The following is a 19,971-nucleotide window of genomic DNA, read 5'->3' on the forward strand; positions in this document are numbered from 1 at the left end:
TTTGATTTACCACTTGATTTTTTTACGCAGATGGTAGCGTAGATAGATAGCTAACCCGTTCATCAATAATGTCATGAGGACTAACACCAAGCCGGCTGCGGCAGCATTATGCTGGAAAGCTTCCTGGGGCCTTGAGATCCAGTTGAACATCTGGATGGGCATGACTGTAAACGGCTCCATCAGCCATTCAAAGGACAGAAACGGAAATTGATCCTGAACAGGGGATGGGGGCAGAAAAGCGATAAATGTCAGTGCGCCGATAGTAATGATTGGCGCTGTTTCTCCGATCGCCCGCGCCAGTCCGATAATGATACCAGTCAGAATGCCAGCGGCAGAATAAGGCAATACATGATCTGCAACCGTTTGCCACTTAGTTGCACCCAGCGCATAAGCCCCTTCACGAATAGTAACCGGGATGGATCGAATCGCTTCACGTGTTGCCACGATGACAATTGGCAGGATTAACAGCGCGAGCGTTAATCCGGCTGCCAGGATACTCTGCCCAAGTCCAAGCTGATAAACGAATAACCCCAGTGCCAGCAAGCCGTAAATGATGGAAGGCACCCCTGCCAGATTGGTAACATTAATTTCGATAATTTCAGTAATGAAATTTTTTGGCGCGTACTCCTCAAGATAGACGCCAGCTGCTACGCCAAGGGGAACAGCCGCTGCTGCCGTTACCAGCATGACCAGTGTCGTACCAACCCATGCAGAAAGAATTCCGGCAATTTCTGGTTTGCGAGATGGAAAAGAAGTAAAAAATTCCCAAGTCAGGCGAGGCATTCCGTCGATCACCATGTTGCCAAACAACGCAATAAATGTCAGAACAGCGATCATCAATGCGATGATACCTGCTACTAGCGCGAGCAGATCCCAGCGTTTGTGGCGAGCAATAATGGTGCGAATTTCATTAATATTGTCTGTGTTATTCATGGGGGTCAGTGAATTAAATCATTCTGCATGCACTATCCTGTCAGTATTCGGTAGCGACTGTAAATGAATCATGGCACATCAATAAACTTCTCGGAATCGTTTACGCAGCAGATGTCCCAGGATATTGAAAACCAGCGTTAACAAGAGCAGCGTCAATCCCGCAGCAAAAATGGTTTGATATCCTACGCTACCATGCGGCAGATCACCCAAGCTGACCTGCACGATGTAAGTGGTGATGGTCGCAGCGGGCTCCATGGGATTCCATACTAGATTCGGCTGCATACCTGCTGCGATTGCAACCACCATAGTTTCACCAACTGCGCGGGAAATACCAAGGATATAGGCAGCGGCAATGCCGGATAGTGAAGCGGGCATCACCACCTTGACAGCTGTTTGGAAGCGTGTAGCACCGATAGCATAGGAACCCTCTCGCAGATGCATGGGTACAGAACGCATGGCATCTTCCGTCATTGAGCTGACGTAGGGGATGATCATAATTCCCATTACCAGCCCTGCAGATAAAAGACTGAAACCCGGCAGATTCGGAAAGATGGTTTGCAGCATGGGAGTAACGAACAGTAACGCAAAATATCCGTAAACAACTGTTGGAATACCGCCGAGCAGCTCAAGGAATGGCTTAGCGATCTCCCTCACGAGAAAGGGGGCAAATTCTGAGAGATAAATAGCAATGATCGTGCCGAAAGGAAGGGCAATGGCAAGCGCGACCAGCGAACTGACGGCTGTTCCGGAAACGAGAGGGAGAATTCCGTAATGAGCATCGTCAAACAGCGGTGTCCATTGCGTATCGGTCAAAAAATCCCAGAGGGAAACATGCTCGAAAAATACCAGTGATTCTGAGATCAGCAGGTAAATAATCGCGAACGTAATAAAAACAGAAAAAAAAGCCGCCAGAAACAGCAGCAGCTCTATTATTCGCTCTTTCAGATGGCGTTTGTGATTGTGATGTAGACTTTTAGGTCGATGACTGACAGCTGGGGCAGGTACTCTGACCATGAAATAGTAAGCTGGTTATGTTGAAAAAATTTATTCTAGAAACCAATTATTACAATTTGATGAAAATGAAGAACAAAATAGCAGTTGATATACCAGCCGGTACTGCGAGTTATTTCACTGGCGTATGATATATTCAGTTGTAAGCAGCTAAACCCATAATAAGCTCGAGCCGATACAGCAAATAGCTACCTTGTTGGAAATTTGAAAGGAGTAAGTTTTATGACGCTGAAAAGCACCATAAAAGAATTTGCCACTTTTCTGGGTAACCAGGAGTCAATTCTTGACAGGGATTATCCAAGGGTTGTGGATCAGATCAGACTATTGTGGGGCTACGCAGAATTTTCTCTTTATCTGGAGAAATTGCTGGTTACAGAAAAAGGGCGTGATCGAGGCGGTTTTTCATTTGAAATTATTCTGGAGTTGGATAAACTGAAAGAAATTCACGAACGTCACTTTCCCCGAAAGAGCTGATTTATCGATCAGCCTGATTGCTGACAGTATCGAAAATGCTACCGGGTCGTCTCCGAAGAGGCAGCCCGGCAAGCGTTATAAAATATAAAAATGCAGATTGCTTATAATTGAAATATCTCTATCAGGGGATCTTCAGTCGGCCTGTTTTCTGAGGAAGGCAGGAATATCCATCGGATCCATTCCTGCTTGCTGCATGGCAGTTACAGCAGCGTTGCTTCTTCTTCCGGTTCTCATTACAGCGGGCTCATCTACCTGATGAGAGGATACTCTGTCATCAGTACCGGTACGGGTATGGATGATGGTCATGGGTCTCTGGGATTGTTGGGAAATATTGCCAAGTCCTGTTGCAACGAGTGTGACACGCAGACTGTCACCCATATTTTCGTCAATAACCGTACCAACAATTACGGTTGCATCTTCAGCCGTCATTTTCTTGACAGTATCCATGACTTCCTGTACCTCACGCATTTTCATGGCTGAACTGGCGGTTATGTTGACCAACACTCCACGTGCTCCCGTTAGGGTGATTTCTTCAAGCAGTGGACTGGCAACGGCCTCTTCTGCGGCCATGCGTGCACGATCAACACCACCGGCAGCTGCAGAACCCATCATAGCCATACCCATTTCGGACATGACGGTTTTAACGTCTGCAAAGTCCACATTAACCAGTCCCGGGCAATTAATAACTTCCGCGATTCCTGCTACAGCACCATACAGCACATCATTTGCTGCCTTGAAGGCATCCAGCATGCTGATATCATTTCCCAGCACTTTCATCAGCTTGTCATTCGGAATAACAATCAGTGAATCGACATGCTCTGCCAGTGCTTCCATTCCAGCCTGTGCTGCTTTCAGGCGTTTGCCCTCGAACGAGAAAGGTTTACTGACGACTGCGACGGTCAGAATGCCCATTTCCTTGGCAATCTGGGCTACGACCGGGGCAGCGCCTGTACCGGTGCCGCCCCCCATTCCTGCGGTAATGAACAGCATGTCGGCGCCCTGGACAATTTCAGCGATGCGATCACGATCTTCCAGCGCTGCTTCTTTACCAATCTCCGGGTTGGCCCCCGCACCCAGTCCCCGAGTGACATTGTTGCCAAGCTGTAACAGGGTTTGTGCACGATTTGCCTGGAGTGCCTGTGCATCAGTATTCATGCAAATAAATTCGACACCTTTAACCTCGTTGCAAATCATGTGATCTACGGCATTGCCGCCACATCCGCCAATACCTATGACTTTGATGATAGCTTCCTGGGATTCGGTATTCGTGATCTCAAACATTACATTTCTCCTATTGCATAGTGAATTTTCAAACAATATTCCGTTGACAGAACATTTTTTAAATCTAATTTAGAAATTTTCCTGGAACCAGCTTTTCATTTTTGCCAAAATCTGTCTGGTGGAGCCGCTCTTCAGTTTTGCCTGGTGATGATGAAGGTGATCTTCCATTCCTGCCATCACCAGACCGATGGCAGTCGAGTATCTCGGTGTCTGCACAACTTCTTCCAGGCTGCCGTTATAAGCAGGTAACCCAAGTCGTACGGGCATATGAAAAATCTCTTCTCCCAGTTCAACCATGCCCAGCATGGAGCTGCTGCCACCAGTGATGACAATCCCTGATGAAAGCAGCTGTTCGAAACCACTACGTCTCAATTCTGCCTGAATCAGCAGATAGAGCTCTTCTACGCGCGGCTCGATAACCTCGGCCAGGGTTTGTCGCGACAGCGGGCGAACGCCACGATTGCCCACATCCGGCACTTCAACCATCTCCCGGATATCAGCCAGCGTACGCAAAGCGGTGCCATAACGGCATTTGATATCCTCTGCATCTTTTGTCGGTGTGCGCAATGCCATGGCAATGTCATTGGTGATCTGATCGCCAGCCACTGGAATTACTGCGGTATGTCGTATGGAGCCATCTGTAAAAACAGCAATGTCAGTAGTCCCGCCGCCGATATCAACCAGGCATACCCCCAGATCTTTTTCATCTTCGGAAAGTACAGCTGTAGCCGAAGCCAGTGGCTGCAGGATAAGGTCCCGCACATCCAGTCCGCAACGATTGATGCATTTGGCAATATTCTGGGCGGCGGATACTGCTCCGGTTACGATGTGAACCTTAACTTCCAGCCGGATACCACTCATTCCGACTGGTTCGCGCACATCTTCCTGGCCGTCGATAATAAATTCCTGTTGCAGAATGTGCAGTATTTGCTGATCAGCCGGAATATTGACCGCCTTGGCAGTTTCCATTACTTTTTCCACATCCGCCTGGGTGACTTCTTTGTCTTTGATTGCCACCATGCCATGTGAATTAAAACTCTTGATATGGTTGCCGGCGATCCCGGCATACACATCACTAATCCGGCAACCCGCCATCAGTTCAACTTCCTCAAGCGCACGCTGAATGGCGTTGACGGTTGCTTCAATATTGACCACCACGCCTTTTTTCAGACCTCGCGAGGGATGGCTACCCAGACCAATAATCTCGAAGCCACCCTCAGGCTTGATTTCGGCGACAATAGCCACGATTTTCGATGTGCCGATATCAAGACCGACAATCATGTTCTTGCCTTCCTTGACTTTACTCATTTGAAAATCCCCCGATTTCATAGTTATGGTGCTCTGTTTGCCTTGAATTGAATACACAAACTCAGTGTATGCGAACAGCAAACCCGTTGGCATAACGCAAATCTACATAAGTGGAGTTGCCGTACCAATCCAGACTTTCGTTATATTGCGTATGAACTGCCACATAACGTTTCAAACGTTGTTCCATCTGTTTCCTTCCCAATTTAAGCCAGGTTCCAGTGTTCAGTCGTACGTGCCATGCATGCCGTGGTGTCAGAGCGATCTCCGTGACCGTGTACCCGGTCGGCTGCAGTAGCTTGTTGAAAATATGATACTGGCGTGTAATCAAATGATTGCTTTTATCAGGGCCTGTGAATACCGGAAGACGTGCATTATCCATAATCGCGTGAAATATTTCTCCATTCGTATTGACCAGTGCTGCCTCTCCCCAAGATGCAAGCGGTTTATGCTCTTCGAGTAATATGTCCAATGCAGGTGGCCAATCGCGCGAAATTTTAACTGAACGTACCCATGGCAGCTCCATGAAAGCTTTTTGTAAAATCTTCAGGTCGATCATTATAAAATTACCATTCACCGAGTTGTGTATGACCTGTTCAATCTGATCCCGGGTGATATGTGCCAGACGTATATTGTTTGTCTGGCTCTTGTCCACAGCCTCTACCCGAACCTCCCGTAATGAAAAAAACGGCAATGCCAGCACCCTGATTCCTACTGCATAGATCATGGCCAGAAGAACGCCTGTCAGCAGTATGTTTGCTAGAAGATTTAAGGATTGATGATCGTTCCACATATGTCCTGGTTACAGTATCAATTTGCCCTGATCACCTTGATCTGGATTTCTATCTTTAAGCATACTCACAACTCAACTCCAGAATTTGTATAACAAGTTCATCAAAGGAAATACCTGCAGCCTGTGCCGCCATCGGTACAAGACTGTGATTAGTCATTCCTGGCGAAGTATTGGCCTCAAGGAAAAAAGGCTGGCCATTTTTATCCAGAATCAGATCCACTCTGCTCCAGCCGGTACATCCCAGTATCCGATGAGCATATAAAGCCTGTTCCTGTATGCGGGTTGTCAATATTTTCGACAAACCGCTTGGGCAAGTGTAGCGTGTGCTTTCAGAAAAATATTTAGCCTGATAATCATATAGACCTTCTGTCACATCAATTCGTACCAGCGGAAGAGGCACATCATCCAGAATGGCTGCTGTCAGCTCGATTCCCTGAATAAACTGCTCTGCTATTACAAGCGAATCGTGTTGTGCGGCAGTCTGATAGGCGGATTGCATATCTTGCGCGTAATCCACTTTGTTCAATCCGATGGTTGAGCCTTCCCGGGCAGGTTTTATGATGAGCGGTAATCCCAGCCTGTCAGTCACTTCCTGGAAATTGCTGTCAGCATCTAGCATGACGTAGTCAGGTGTGCTGATGCCTGCCGCCTGCCAGATCATTTTTGTGCGCCATTTATCCATTGCTAGTGCGCTGGCGAGTATGCCGCTGCCGGTATAAGGCAGATCCATCAGCTCCAGTGCCCCCTGAACAGAGCCATCTTCACCATAACGACCATGCAGCGCAATAAATGCCCGATCAAAGCCCTGTTTTAAAAGATCTTCCAGAGGTTGGCCGACCGGATCAAATGCATGCGCATCAACCTGGCTTCGCTGTAATGCTGCCAGTACGGCATGGCCGCTTTTAAGTGAGATTTCACGTTCAGCGGAACGTCCACCCAGCAATACAGCTACTTTCCCAAGGTCACGAATGTTCATAGCTCGTTTCCTTTGTGCTGTCCGATAATGCGTACTTCCGTGACCAGCCTGATCTCGGTTTTCTTGTAAACGATATCTTGCACAGTATTAATCACTGTCTCGATTTCAGTAGCAGTAGCGTGTCCGCAGTTAATAATAAAATTGGCATGTAACGTAGAAATCATGGCATCACCGATCCGAAATCCCTTCAGACCACATTGCTCAACTAACCGGGCGGCATAATCTCCTGGCGGATTGCGAAAAACCGATCCTGCGCTGGGAAATCCCAAGGGTTGCGTTTTGATACGTGTACCAAGCAATGCTTTGACCGCCTGACGGGAAGATTCCTGCTGACCAGGGCGAAGTCTGAACCAGCCGCCGACAAACCAGCTGCAAGATGTATCGGGCGACACGACTTCATGCAATTCGACCTGACGGTAGCCGATACGGTAATCCTCAGGTGTTCGCTCATGCAATGTACCGTCGCGATCAATGGTTTTGACCCGCTCTACCCGTTCCCATGTTTCAGAGCCGTAACACCCTGCGTTCATTGCCAGTGCGCCGCCGACCGTACCGGGAATGCCGGCCAGAAATTCCGCACCGGCCAGGTTATGTAATGAAGCAAACCTGGCCAGCTTGGCGCAGGGTATTCCCGCTCCGGCATAAATCAGGCCACCATCCTCCTCTTGTTCAACCAGCAGCAGGTCATTAAGTTTTGCATGCAATGCAATCATTACTCCCGGTAGTCCACCATCCCGAACCAGAAAATTACTACCAAGGCCAATCATCATGACGGGTTCATCTTTCGGCCAGAAGTGTAAAAATACAGCCAAATCTTCCAGATCTGCCGGTTGGTAAAAATAGGCAGCGTGTCCACCGGCGCGCCAGGAAACATGCTGCTTCATGGGTTCATGTTGACGTAATTCGCCGCGTAGCAGATGTGTGTCGATACCGAGTGCAGGAGACTGCAAGCTCGGAGCATTTATATCGACTGGCAGTCGGGCTTTTGTCTGCATGTTTTTCAATCAACCTGTTATCAGTGTCAGCTTCATCGTTGGCTCTGCCAGGCCAGGTGCGATTTTTCCAATGGATCCGGCCCCCATAATGAGAACTACGTCACCCTCCTGTACAACGGTATGAACGGCGGATTTCAGCTCGTTGATGTGTTCAATATAAATAGGCTCAACCTTTCCCTGCACCCGGATCGCCCGGGCCAGAGATTTGCTGTCGGCAGCAATGATTGGTTCTTCCCCAGCTGAATATATTTCTGTCAGCAGCAGCGCATCCACACTGGATAACACCCTGACAAAATCCTCGAATAAATCCCGTGTACGACTGTAGCGATGTGGTTGAAACACCAAAACCAGGCGGCGACCGGGAAAAGCATTGCGGGCAGCTGCCATCGTGGCAGCGATTTCAGCCGGATGATGGCCATAATCATCAATGAGTGTAAAAGATCTTCGATCCGGCAAACGGATTTCACCATACTGCTGAAATCGTCTATCGACTCCGCCGAAGGTAGCCAGCGCTTTTACCATTGCTTCATCCGGTATATTCAGTTCATTGCCAACCGCAATGGCTGCCAGCGCATTGAGAACATTGTGTTTGCCTGGCAGATTTAATGTGATGTCTAGTGTTCGTGCCGAGCCATTGACACCAATATGGGCACAGAAATGCATCTTGCATTGATCGTGGCGAATATCGGTAGCACGTATTTGTGCATTTTCAGATGTAATGCCATACGTGGTTACTTGCTTGGAAACCATTGGTATGATGGCGCGTACATGCGGATCATCTGCACAAAGTACTGCCATGCCATAAAAAGGCAGATGTTCGATGAATTCGACAAAAGTCTGTTTGAGCCGGTTGAAATCATGTTCGTACGTGCTCATGTGATCTGCATCGATATTGGTTACCACGGTCAACACTGGTTGCAGATAGAGGAACGAAGCATCGGATTCATCCGCCTCAACCACAATGAATTCTCCTTTGCCCAGCCTGGCGTGGCTATCGACTGTTTTAAGTCTGCCGCCTATTACAAACGTTGGATCTTGGCCTGCTTCCGCCAGAATACTGGCAACCAGGCTTGTGGTAGTGGTTTTACCGTGAGTGCCTGCGATTGCAATACCCTGGTGCAGGCGTAACAACTCAGCTAGCATCATGGCCCGAGGTACCACGGGTATACGGCGTTCACGTGCTGCAATAACTTCCGGGTTATCAGGATGGATAGCTGTTGAAATGACGACGGCATCTGCAGATTGGATGTTTTCAGCCGCATGGGTATGATGAATGACAGCACCCAGGCATTGCAGACGTTTGGTGGTCGAATTGCCATTCAGATCCGAGCCGCTGATCTGGAAGCCTTGATTGATCAGCACCTCAGCAATCCCGCCCATTCCCGAACCACCAATCCCTACAAAATGAATATGCTTGATTTTATGTTTCATGGGCCTGTCTCAATAAGTTGTTGACAAACTGTGACTACGCTTTGTGCAGCTTCAGGCATGGCCAGCATGCGTGCATTGATTGCCATTGTTTGTAGTTGTGTGCGTGTACAAGTCATCAGCCATTGTGCAAGTGAGTTTGCGGTCAGTTCGGATTGAGGCCATAAAACAGCAGCATGGTGTTCACTCAAAAATCGCGCATTAGCCGTCTGATGATCATCCACTGCGTAGGGGTAAGGCACCAGAATACTGGCTACTCCTGCCGCAGCCAGTTCAGCAATCGTTAGCGCGCCAGCGCGACAAACTACCAGATCACAATTCTGGTAATACACAGCCATATCCTCAATGAATGCGACCAGATTACCTGTGACACCATGCTCAGCGTAAGCTTGCTGCAACGCAGCCAGATGAACTTTTCCGGACTGGTGGGTAACAAATGGCCGTTGATTTCCAGGAATCATGCTCAAAGCCTGTGGCAGCACGGTATTTAATGCCTGTGCACCAAGGCTGCCGCCCACCACCAGGATGTTCAGCTTGCCTGCCCGTTTTGCATAACGCACTTCCGGTGACGGGAGCTGCGCGATCTCTGTTCGTACCGGATTGCCGGTAACCTGAATCTTGCCTGCCTGGTCCGTGATGGTACCGGGAAATGCCAGCAGGATACGGCTGGCAATTTTTGCCAGTATTTTATTGGTTAGTCCCGCGATTCTGTTTTGCTCATGAATCAGCAACGGCTTGCCAGACAAAACAGCCATTATCCCTCCAGGAAGCGCCGGGTAACCTCCCATCCCGAGTACAATCTGCGGGCGTTGGCGACGCAATATGCAGAAACTTTGCCAGCAGGCTTTTGCCAATCTCCAGGGGAGCAACAAATAGCTGACCGGTTTTTTGCCGCGCAGCCCGGAAAAATTGATCAGCTCAATAGTAAAACCATGTTGTGGTACCAATGTGGCCTCCATGCCATTACGAGTACCCAGCCAGATAACTCGCCAGCCCTCAGCCTGCATGGCACGAGCTACCGCAAGCCCCGGAAATACATGTCCACCGGTTCCCCCTGCCATGATCATGATTGTGCGGGACAAGCTGTGAACTCCACATGTGGTGTATGCCATGGACCGGATTGCAGGTGTTTATTCATACATTTAGCCCTCTGCGTTTTTGCCGATTTTCCCAATCAATCCGCAGCAATATGGCAATTGCAATACTGTTGATAACGATACTGCTGCCGCCATAGCTCATGAATGGCAATGTCAAGCCTTTGGTAGGAAGCAGGCCCATGTTTACGCCCATGTTGATGAAAGCCTGAAAACCCAGCCAGACCCCGATACCTTGCGCGACCAGTGCCCCGAATTGATCTCCCTGGGTGGCTGCCGCACGGCCGATTCTGAATGTGCGGATTAACAGAAAGAAAAACAGCGCTATAACAGTGGCCACGCCTGCAAAACCAAGTTCTTCGGCCAGTACGGCAAACATGAAATCAGTGTGGGCCTCGGGCAGATAATTTAATTTTTCTACACTGCCTCCAAGCCCCACTCCCCACCATTCACCAAGCCCGAACGCGATTAGTGCATGGGTGAGCTGGTAGCCTTTATTGAATGGATCATTCCAGGGATCAAAAATAGCGTTGATCCGATCCATACGATAAGGCTCAAATATAATCAGCAGAATTAGCGGGATTGGTATCAGGCATAACAGCCCCAGAAACATTTTCAGGCTCATTCCGTTGATAAACATGATGGATAGCACGATGGCAGCTATGATCACTGCAGCCCCCAGATCCGGTTCCATCAGCAAAAGTAGGGAAACAATAGCCAGTAATGTAAGGATGGGCAGAAAACCTTTGAAAAAGTGATCCTTGTAAGCGGTTTTGCGTACAACGTAATCTGCTGTAAAAATCAAAATGAGTAACTTCATCAGCTCGGAAGGCTGGAAATTAAATATCACCAGAGGCAGCCAGCGACGGCTGCCATTGATTTCAAGGCCGATACCCGGGATCAGCACTACGGTCAGCAGTACAATACCTATTGCAAGCAGATAGTGAGAATAAGTTTGCCACTGGCGTAACGAGACCTGGAAAGCGACCATCCCGGCAAATATTCCCAATAGGATAGAAAGAGCTTGCCGGACAAGAAAATAATAAGTACCGCCCTCACCATATTTTGATTCGGCGATCGCAATCGAGGCGGAATACACCATGACCAGTCCTAGGCCCAGCAACAGCAGAACAGCTGAAAGCAGATGCAGATCTAGTTCGGGCTGGATTGGCTGATTATGTGTAGTGGATGGACTTATCATACGGTTAGTGACATGTCTGTGCCGTGAGTATAAATTTGTGTTCGATTCCCTGGACAGCGGTCGTAAAAACCTCAGCGCGATGGATGTAGTTGTTGAACATATCAAGACTGGCACAGGCCGGGGAGAGTAGAACGCTATCGCCACGCTCTGCCAGCAAAAAACTTACCCGGACAGCCTCATCCATAGTTGCCACGCGATGTACCGGTACATTGCAGCCCTGAATTGCCTGTGAAATTTTCTCGGCATCTCTTCCCAGCAGTACAACACCGCGTGTATGTTTGCTGACAGGCTGTTCCAGAGGTGAGAAATCCTGCCCTTTGCCATCTCCGCCTGCAATCAGAATCACGTTTTTTCGGAAACCATTCAGTGCGGCAACGGCGGAGCCCACGTTGGTGCTTTTGGAATCATCATAAAAAGTCACGCCATTGAACTCGGCAATCTTCTGCATGCGATGCGGCAATCCCTTGAAGATGTGCAAAGCATGCAACAACGGTTCAAAAGGTAGATCAATGGCCCGACATAATGCCAGTGCCGCCAGTGCGTTGGCCGCGTTATGCAATCCCGCGACAGCAAGTTCGCTGACTTTCATCAAGCGAGTGGTGCCCTGTGCCAACCACAAATCTGATCCACTGGGTAACACACCGAATTCATCGTCGAATGCCGGTGCGGACAAACCAAAAGTTAATTGTTTGCTGTTTTCGTGAGCCATGGCGTATACCCGGGCATCTTCCCGGTTGAGTACCTGCACACAACTGTTATGTGGATCGGGAAATATCCTTGCTTTTGCGGCTGCGTATTCCTCGATAATGCGGTAGCGGTCCAGATGATCTTCGCTGAGGTTTAATACGACGGCAGCATTGGGACGTAAACTGCTGGTGGTTTCTAGCTGAAAACTTGACAGCTCAAGTACCCATAAATGCGGCCATTTTCCTGTATCTATTCGCTGCATCAGCGCATCCAGCGCCGCCAGGCCGATGTTACCCGCTACTTCAACATCCCATCCGGTATTCCTTGCCATTTCACCTACCATGGTGGCAACAGTGGTTTTCCCATTAGATCCGGTAATTGCCAGAATTTTCGTACCCGGTGGCGCGTGCTGATCAAGTGCAATGGCGAACAGCTCGATATCTCCTATTACTGATACGCCCTGTTGCAATGCAGCCTGCACCAGTGGCTCGGCAATTGCCACGCCGGGGCTGATAGCAATTGCATCAATGTCCTTGAACAGCTCTGCCTTGAATGGACCACAGAAAATCGTTTCAAGCGGCACTATCTGACTCAGCAGCTCAAGATTCGGCGGGGTGGTACGTGTATCGGCTACGGACACCCGAGCTCCGGCACGGGAAAGCCACTTGACCATGGAGATGCCGGTCTTACCCATACCCAGAACCAATATTTTTTTGTCGGCGTAATTCATCGTAGTTTCAGTGTTGATAAGCCGATCAGCACCAGAATGATGGTAATAATCCAGAATCTCACTACAACCTGGTTTTCCTTCCATCCCTTGAGCTCGTAATGATGATGCAACGGTGCCATGCGGAAAACACGCCGGCCGAATAACTTGAAGGAGGCGACCTGGATCATGACCGATAATGCCTCCATGACGAATACCCCTCCCATGATGACCAGTACTATTTCCTGGCGAACAATGACCGTTATCACTCCCAATGCTGCTCCTAGCGCCAGGGCACCAACATCGCCCATAAACACTTCCGCCGGATTGGCGTTAAACCATAAAAATGCCAGACCGGCGCCAGCCAGCGCACCACAGAAAACAGCCAGTTCACCTGCGCTGGGAATATGTGGAATACCAAGATATTTGGCAAATATGGCGTGGCCGGCAACATAGGCAAAGATGGCCAGCGCGCCACTGATCATGACAGTGGGCATAATAGCCAGGCCATCCAATCCGTCCGTCAGGTTGACTGCATTACTGCTGCCAACGATAACCAGATAGGTCAAAATGATGAACAGAAATGATCCCAATGGGATGGCGACTTCCTTGAAAAACGGCACGATCATATCAGTGTGCTGAGGAAGTTCAGCCGTCATGGCAAGATATACTGCGACCAGCAACGCAATGATTGATTGCCAAAAAAACTTGGCTGAAGCCGAAAGTCCTTTGGAATTATGCTGTACGACCTTGCGATAATCATCCACCCAGCCAATTGCACCAAAACCCAAGGTTGTCAGTAGTACGAGCCAGATATAACGATTACTCAAATCTGCCCACAGCAGTGTCGTAATGATAACTGCCATCAGAATTAGTGCGCCACCCATGGTCGGAGTGCCCGCCTTTGTCAGGTGAGATTGGGGACCATCACTACGCACGGACTGGCCAACTTTACGCGTAGTCAGGCTGCGTATCATGGCCGGACCGATCAAAAAGGAGATGCTCAATGCAGTCAGCGCTGCCAGCATGGTACGTAGCGTGATGTAACTGAATACATTGAAAGCTCGGATATCTTCCGCAATCCATTGAAAAAGCGCCAATAACATTTTACGGTTCCCGTTGCAATGTCCGGTCGCAGACACAAAAAACAGTTTTAATCAGAGGATCTACCTTGTTCCTACTCAACATATCTATCCTGCAGTTGCTCGATCACACGCTCCATGCGCATGAATCGCGAGCCTTTGACCAGAACAGAAACATTCTTTCCCAGGCAGTCTTTTGCTTTTTCCAGCAATGTATCCAGATCGGCAAAATATTGTGCCCCGCTGCCAAATCCTGCAACGGTTTGCTGGCTTAATTCTCCCAGTGCCAGTAACGCATCTATGCCAGCTTTTGCAGCCTGTTGGCCGATGGTGTAGTGGAATCCTGCAGCATCCGTACCGAGCTCCCCCATGTCCCCCATAATCAGAATTTTTTTGCCGGGCATCTCTGCCAGAACATTCAGCGCTGCCTGCATGGAATCCGGGTTGGCATTGTAGGTGTCATCAATCAGAATAGATTGATATAGCCCCACTTTTTTCTGCAAACGCCCAGGAGTGCCCATGAAGTTATGCAGACCCTCGGCAATGGAGGTTGTGCTGATGCCGGCAGCCGTAGCAGCTGCCGCTGCAGCCAGTGCGTTGTAAATATTGTGACGGCCTGGTACCTGCAGCGTTATTTCAACTTTGTCGTCTGGCAGTTGCAACAACCATGCAGCTTCTGATGAGCTGGACATTTGTTGCGCACGGATTGCAGCAGGATTCGTTATGCCGAAATCCAGAATCTGTCTGCTTCCTGCCAGTTGTCGCCACAGCTGGGCATAAGCATCATCCGCGTTGATGATTGCAATGCCCTGTGCTCCCAGCCCTGTAAAGATTTCCCCCTTGGCACGGGCAATCGCTTCGGTTGTACCCAGGTGTTCAATATGTGCGGTGCCGGCATTGGTGATGACGGCAATCGTGGGTGCAGCCAGTTGACTGAGATAGGCAATTTCGCCAGCGTGGTTCATGCCCATTTCAATAACCGCGCAAGTATGCCCGGTATTGAGCTGCAACAGCATTTGTGGAACACCAATGTCGTTATTCAGGTTGCCGGTCGTTGCAAGAACGTTTCCTGATCCGAATTCATGTCTGAAAATAGCTGCAATCATTTCCTTGACGGTGGTTTTGCCATTACTACCTGTCACGGCAACCAGCGGGAGTGTAAAGTGCTGACGCCAGTTTGCGGCCAATTGGCCGAAGCCAAGCCGAGTGTCGTTTACTTTGATCCAGCCGAAATCAGATTTTGTCGGAACGATGACCGTATCGGTCGAAACCATTGCGGCAACGGCACCTTTTTCGATGGCAGTAGAAATGAAGTGCTGACCGTCAAACTGCTCGCCGGATAGCGCGATGAAAAGATCGCCCGGTCTCAGGGTGCGACTGTCTGTGCTGACCCCAGTGAATATCGGGTTGCCACCAGACCAATTTGAATTTGCATGCAGGGCTAGTGCAGCTTCCTGTACGCTCATCATCCCTGCACCTGCAATTCTGGACCAGCCAGGTCATGCAATACCTGCCGCACTACCTCGCGATCATCGAATGGATATTTTTTTCCTTGTATTTCCTGATGAGTTTCTGCCCCCTTGCCGGCGATCAATACAATATCGCCCTTGCGCGCACCATGAATAGCCCGGTAAATGGCTGCAGTGCGATCCGCTTCAGCCGTGCAGTGCTTGCCACTGGCCCCAAGCATGATTTCATTGATAATATCTGCCGGATTTTCATTGCGCGGATTATCGCTGGTAATAATGACTTCATCAGCCAGGTGTGAAGCAATCTCTCCAATCAACGGGCGCTTGCCGCGATCTCTATCTCCTCCGCAACCGATCACGCAAACCAGTTTTGCCTGGTTTTTTCGTATCCGTTTTTTCATGCGCGTACCGGCCAGTGTTTCGCGCAAGCCGGTTAATACTTCGTTCAATGCATCGGGTGTATGCGCATAATCAACGATTACGATGGGCTGATCACCTCCTCCCAGTTTTTCCATTCGCCCTGGAATTGGTTGTACTTGTTGCAAGGCAGTTATTGCATCATCAAGATCAACATTACTGGCAAGTAAAGTGGCCAGTACAGCCAATAGGTTATATGCGTTATAACGACCGGTTACATTACATTGCAGACTGGCGCGCCGATTACAAAATTCAACATCGAAGCTAATATGCTGTGTGGTAAATCGCAGATTACTTCCGTAGAGTATTTTTTGGTTACCGGTTGTACGGGCTGATGGATCAGGTTGCCTGAAACCGTAACCAATGATCGACACGTCTTTCCAGGCCAGCTGTTGTGATAGTTCCACGCCCAGTACCTCGTCCAGATTAAGGACAGCGTGTTGCAGCCCCTCCCAGAAAAAGAGTTTTGCCTTAGCAGCAGCATAGGCATCCATACTGCCATGATAATCCAGGTGGTCACGCGTCAGATTGGTCAGTACGGCAATCGAAAATTCCGAACCAGCCAGCCTGTCTTGAGAAAGACCATGTGAAGAAGCTTCCATAACCAGGGAGCGAGCGCCGTGCTGTAAATAGTCAGCCATCAGTTGCTGCAGATATACTGCATCCGGCGTTGTATGGTTGGCATGATTCAACGCTCCCGGGAAGCCATGTCCCAGCGTGCCAATGATGGCTGTCTTTTCCCCCAGTGTCATCATGGCCTGGGCGTACCAGTGACTACACGTAGTTTTTCCGTTGGTGCCTGTGATTCCAACTAGCCGTAAATGTCTGGATGGGTGGTCGTACACCTGGCTGGCAATTTTCCCGGCTTCATGGCGTAATCCAGAGATACCCAGATTGGGTATCTTCCACTCCGGTTTCCAGGAAAATCCTTGTTTTTCCCAGATAACTGCATTGACGCCCAATGCAATTGCTTGTGGAATATCGTTGCGTGCATCATGCTGTTCGCCAGCACAAGCCAGGAAGGTATCGCCCGGTTTCAGGGTGCGGCTGTCTGCCGCCAGACGTTGTATCTTGACGCTCAGCCGATCCAGCAAGCAAGCAAGATAAGTTTCATCTGATCCAAAGCGGGACGAAGTGCTCATCCCTTATCTTCCAGCTCTGCAGGAACAGGTGATATAACCAGATTGCCCAGTGGCTCATCAAACGGCACGTTCAATATGCGCAACGTACCTTCCATTACCCGACTGAAGACAGGGGCGGCTACTGTACCGCCATAATAATTTCCGCTTGAGGGTTCATCAATCATGATGGCGATGATTACGCGCGGATCAGACGCCGGAGCGAAGCCGACAAATGAAGAGATATAGCGATCTTTGGCATAACCTTTCTGACCTTTCAGGCGTTTGTGTGCGGTACCGGTTTTTCCTGCAACACGGTAGCCGCTGATGCGTGCACTATTGCCTGTGCCTTCAGGTTGAACGGCAAGTTCCAGCATTTTTCGGACTGATTGTGCAGTTTCGTGCGAAATGACTTTCTGGCCAACGGCAGGCATATCACGCTTTAGCAGTGTGACAGGCTTTAATTCTCCATCAGTGGCGAACAGCGTATAAGCACGCGCCAGCTGCATTAAACTGGCTGAAATGCCATGGCCATAGGACATGGTGGCCTGCTCGATCGGTCGCCAGGTATTATATGCACGTAACCGTCCGCTTGCCTCGCCGGGAAATCCAATGCCGGTTTCAGTCCCAAAACCTGAGCGGTTGAGCATTTCCCAGAAAGTTTTTGGCGGGAGCAACAAAGCAATTTTTGCAGCGCCAACATTACTGGAAGCCTGAATAACCTGGGAAACGGTCAGGTTGCCCTTGTCACGCACGTCATGTATGACAGCTCTGCCTATTTTCAGTTTGCCTCCAGCAGTCTCCATCAGCGTATCCGGCTTGATCCGGCCGGTTTCCATTGCCACAGCCACGACGAATGGCTTTAATGTTGAACCAGGTTCGAATGTATCGACCAGCACGCGATTACGAATTACTTCATTATTCATGCTGGCGCGCTGATTGGGATTGAAAGCCGGGTAGTTCGCCATTGCCAGTACTTCACCAGTTTGTACATCCAACGCTACGATGCTACCTGCTTTAGCGTGCTGTTCTTTTACTGCGCGTGCCAATTCCCGGTAAGCGAGGTATTGTATTTTACTGTCAATTGACAGAACGACATCCTGGCCCGGTTTCGGAGATTGAATCTGCTCGACATCTTCCACAATACGTCCGATCCGGTCCTTAATCACGCGCCGTTTACCATCCTCGCCGGTCAGCATGTCCTGCCACGCCAGCTCCATTCCTTCCTGCCCCCGTCCATCTATATCAGTGAAGCCCAGAATATGCGCGGCCAGCTCGCGTGCTGGATAATAACGATAGAACTCGTGCTTGAGATTTACTCCTTTTATATTGAGTTCAGCTACCTTTTCCGCTAATTCTGGAGGGAGCTGCCGTCTCAGGTATACAAATTTTTTCCCGCTGCGAATGCGCTGCTGGATGACTGCTTCTTCTACGCCCGTCAAACTGGCTAATTGTCTAATTTGTTCCGGTGTTGCATTTACTCTTTGAGGTTCGATCCATACAGATCTGACAGGTGCGCTAACAGCAAGGATTTCACCATTGCGATCCTTGATATTGCCGCGCTGCATATTTTGTTCGATAACCCGCTCGTGACGTGACTGCCCTTGTTGCTGAAGAAAATCCTTGTTCAGTGCCTGTAAGTAAATTGACCGGGAGATTAGTATGATCAGGCACGTCAGTAGAAGTCCCTGCACCAAGCGTGAACGCCATTCTGGAACAGGAGAGATTGTTTTACGGGAAGGATTGAACAAAACTTTCATTCGGTTGTGCCCGGAGTGTAATCAGGATGAATAGCCAGAATATTTCCGGTCGTAGGTGGCGTAATCATGCCAAGTTCTTTCCGGGCGATTTTTTCTACACGCGCAGACATGGCCAGTGTGCTTTGCTCCAGTAGTAGCTGGCTCCATTCGGTTTCTAGCTGCTCAGTTAATTTTTGTTCCTTTTCCTGTTCCATGAAAAGTTTACGTGCTTCATACCGTGCGGTCACAATACCCAATCCACAGATAATCAATATTACAAATAGAAAAATATTTAGCTTGATCATCTGCTTATCGCGTTTCTGGTTTCCAGTTTTTCTGCCACCCGCATGACAGCGCTGCGTGCTCGTGGATTGGCGGATACTTCATCCGATCCTGGGCGAATTTTTTTACCGATAATTCTTAATTTTTGCTGATTGTGTAAACGGCTTTCCTCCTCCCTGATAGGCAATCTTCGCGGCAGAGTATCGGTACCGGTCTGCATACGCATGAAACGCTTGACAATGCGATCTTCTAATGAATGAAAGCTGATCACCACCAACCGGCCGCCTGTATTCAGCAACTCCACACATTGTGGCAATGTCATTGATAGTTCTTCAAGCTCCTGGTTAAGGTGAATCCGTATCGCCTGGAAAGTACGTGTCGCTGGATGCTGTCGATCATCCCGGTGACCGCGCTTACGCACAACTGCTGCGACAATCTCGGCAAGCCGAAGCGTGGTACTGATGGGCTGGCGTGCCTGCTCCATAACAATTGCACTTGCAATCTGTCCTGCGTACCGCTCTTCGCCGTAGGTTCTGATTATTTCCTTTAATTCTGTTTCTGACGCCATAGTCAGCCACTCTGCTGCTGTTTTACCCCGGCTGGAATCCATGCGCATATCCAGGGGACCATCATGACGAAAGCTGAATCCGCGCGAAGCTTCGTCCAGTTGAATTGACGATACACCAAGATCCAGCAGAATACCGTCAACCCGGTTTATGCCCAGCGACTGAAGTGCTGTGTACATTCCGGCATAACTGCTGTGTACTGCCTGAAATCTTTCATCCAGGATGGATCGAGCTTCGGAAATAGCCGCCGGATCCTTGTCAAACGCGATTAACTGGCCTGACTTGTCCAGTCGCGACAGAATCAGGCGGCTGTGGCCACCCCGGCCATACGTTCCATCCACATAGATGCCGCCTTTTTGAATATTTAGCGCATCTACAACTTCTTCCAGCAGAACGGATATGTGCACGGCGTTA

Annotated in this window: 18 protein-coding genes; 1 reads left to right on the plus strand and 17 read right to left on the minus strand. The window is 49.3% G+C overall.

The genetic code is table 11. From position 1 onward, the window contains the following. Window positions 1-6 precede the first annotated feature (6 nt). Together pstA and pstC are read right to left on the minus strand one after the other, a co-directional pair. Entirely contained in the window at window positions 7-933 is a 927-nt protein-coding gene (gene pstA / locus ACZ5EJ_RS00670; RefSeq protein ID WP_074455768.1) for a phosphate ABC transporter permease PstA, read from the minus strand. Window positions 934-1,011: 78 nt separating this feature from the next. Beyond that, window positions 1,012-1,947 (minus strand): phosphate ABC transporter permease subunit PstC, encoded by a 936-nt coding sequence (gene pstC, locus ACZ5EJ_RS00675; protein WP_011633366.1) that lies wholly within the window; start codon window positions 1,945-1,947, stop codon window positions 1,012-1,014. 219 nt (window positions 1,948-2,166) lie between these two features. Between pstC and ACZ5EJ_RS00680 the strand changes: the two genes are divergently transcribed. Next, window positions 2,167-2,418, plus strand: a complete 252-nt coding sequence (locus tag ACZ5EJ_RS00680) for a hypothetical protein (RefSeq protein WP_074455767.1) — start codon at window positions 2,167-2,169, stop codon at window positions 2,416-2,418. 132 nt (window positions 2,419-2,550) lie between these two features. Here ACZ5EJ_RS00680 and ftsZ read toward each other — a convergent pair whose 3' ends face one another. From ftsZ to rsmH, 15 genes are all read right to left on the minus strand, one after another. Then, a complete protein-coding gene (ftsZ, locus tag ACZ5EJ_RS00685) occupies window positions 2,551-3,699 on the minus strand; it encodes a cell division protein FtsZ (RefSeq protein ID WP_011633368.1) in 1,149 nt (382 codons plus the stop codon). Between the two features lie 69 nt (window positions 3,700-3,768). Then, window positions 3,769-5,007, minus strand: a complete 1,239-nt coding sequence (gene ftsA / locus ACZ5EJ_RS00690) for a cell division protein FtsA (protein WP_011633369.1) — start codon at window positions 5,005-5,007, stop codon at window positions 3,769-3,771. A 61-nt stretch (window positions 5,008-5,068) separates the two neighbouring features. Then, window positions 5,069-5,797 carry a cell division protein FtsQ/DivIB gene (locus tag ACZ5EJ_RS00695; protein ID WP_074709883.1) on the minus strand — a complete coding sequence of 243 codons (729 nt, stop codon included), beginning with the start codon at window positions 5,795-5,797 and terminating at the stop codon, window positions 5,069-5,071. A 55-nt stretch (window positions 5,798-5,852) separates the two neighbouring features. After that, the gene (locus ACZ5EJ_RS00700) at window positions 5,853-6,773 is read right to left on the minus strand and encodes a D-alanine--D-alanine ligase (protein WP_011633371.1); all 921 of its coding nucleotides are present in this window, start codon (window positions 6,771-6,773) and stop codon (window positions 5,853-5,855) included. Continuing rightward, window positions 6,770-7,768, minus strand: a complete 999-nt coding sequence (gene murB / locus ACZ5EJ_RS00705) for a UDP-N-acetylmuramate dehydrogenase (protein ID WP_177165353.1) — start codon at window positions 7,766-7,768, stop codon at window positions 6,770-6,772. The genes ACZ5EJ_RS00700 and murB overlap by 4 nt, the downstream gene beginning before the upstream one ends. Before the next feature lie 9 nt (window positions 7,769-7,777). Next, window positions 7,778-9,199: a UDP-N-acetylmuramate--L-alanine ligase gene (murC, locus tag ACZ5EJ_RS00710; protein ID WP_074709881.1), complete on the minus strand. Its 1,422-nt coding sequence runs from the start codon at window positions 9,197-9,199 to the stop codon at window positions 7,778-7,780. Beyond that, window positions 9,196-10,308 carry an undecaprenyldiphospho-muramoylpentapeptide beta-N-acetylglucosaminyltransferase gene (gene murG, locus ACZ5EJ_RS00715; RefSeq protein WP_011633374.1) on the minus strand — a complete coding sequence of 371 codons (1,113 nt, stop codon included), beginning with the start codon at window positions 10,306-10,308 and terminating at the stop codon, window positions 9,196-9,198. The genes murC and murG overlap by 4 nt, the downstream gene beginning before the upstream one ends. A 22-nt stretch (window positions 10,309-10,330) precedes the next feature. After that, window positions 10,331-11,491 (minus strand): putative lipid II flippase FtsW, encoded by a 1,161-nt coding sequence (gene ftsW, locus ACZ5EJ_RS00720; protein WP_011633375.1) that lies wholly within the window; start codon window positions 11,489-11,491, stop codon window positions 10,331-10,333. A gap of 4 nt (window positions 11,492-11,495) precedes the next feature. Next, complete coding sequence (gene murD / locus ACZ5EJ_RS00725; RefSeq protein WP_011633376.1) at window positions 11,496-12,908, minus strand: UDP-N-acetylmuramoyl-L-alanine--D-glutamate ligase; 1,413 nt, start codon at window positions 12,906-12,908, stop codon at window positions 11,496-11,498. Further along, window positions 12,905-13,990, minus strand: a complete 1,086-nt coding sequence (mraY, locus tag ACZ5EJ_RS00730; RefSeq protein ID WP_074455759.1) for a phospho-N-acetylmuramoyl-pentapeptide-transferase — start codon at window positions 13,988-13,990, stop codon at window positions 12,905-12,907. The genes murD and mraY overlap by 4 nt, the downstream gene beginning before the upstream one ends. A gap of 71 nt (window positions 13,991-14,061) precedes the next feature. Then, window positions 14,062-15,435 carry a UDP-N-acetylmuramoyl-tripeptide--D-alanyl-D-alanine ligase gene (locus tag ACZ5EJ_RS00735; RefSeq protein WP_011633378.1) on the minus strand — a complete coding sequence of 458 codons (1,374 nt, stop codon included), beginning with the start codon at window positions 15,433-15,435 and terminating at the stop codon, window positions 14,062-14,064. Next, window positions 15,432-16,994: a UDP-N-acetylmuramoyl-L-alanyl-D-glutamate--2,6-diaminopimelate ligase gene (locus tag ACZ5EJ_RS00740; protein ID WP_074455758.1), complete on the minus strand. Its 1,563-nt coding sequence runs from the start codon at window positions 16,992-16,994 to the stop codon at window positions 15,432-15,434. Before ACZ5EJ_RS00740 ends, ACZ5EJ_RS00735 begins: the two co-directional genes overlap by 4 nt. Further along, window positions 16,991-18,730 carry a peptidoglycan D,D-transpeptidase FtsI family protein gene (locus ACZ5EJ_RS00745; protein ID WP_011633380.1) on the minus strand — a complete coding sequence of 580 codons (1,740 nt, stop codon included), beginning with the start codon at window positions 18,728-18,730 and terminating at the stop codon, window positions 16,991-16,993. The genes ACZ5EJ_RS00740 and ACZ5EJ_RS00745 overlap by 4 nt, the downstream gene beginning before the upstream one ends. Then, complete coding sequence (gene ftsL / locus ACZ5EJ_RS00750) at window positions 18,727-19,014, minus strand: cell division protein FtsL (protein ID WP_011633381.1); 288 nt, start codon at window positions 19,012-19,014, stop codon at window positions 18,727-18,729. The genes ACZ5EJ_RS00745 and ftsL overlap by 4 nt, the downstream gene beginning before the upstream one ends. Beyond that, window positions 19,011-19,964 carry a 16S rRNA (cytosine(1402)-N(4))-methyltransferase RsmH gene (gene rsmH / locus ACZ5EJ_RS00755; protein WP_074455757.1) on the minus strand — a complete coding sequence of 318 codons (954 nt, stop codon included), beginning with the start codon at window positions 19,962-19,964 and terminating at the stop codon, window positions 19,011-19,013. Before rsmH ends, ftsL begins: the two co-directional genes overlap by 4 nt. Window positions 19,965-19,971: the final 7 nt, after the last annotated feature.

It is taken from the genome of Nitrosomonas sp. TNE100, assembly GCF_055387135.1.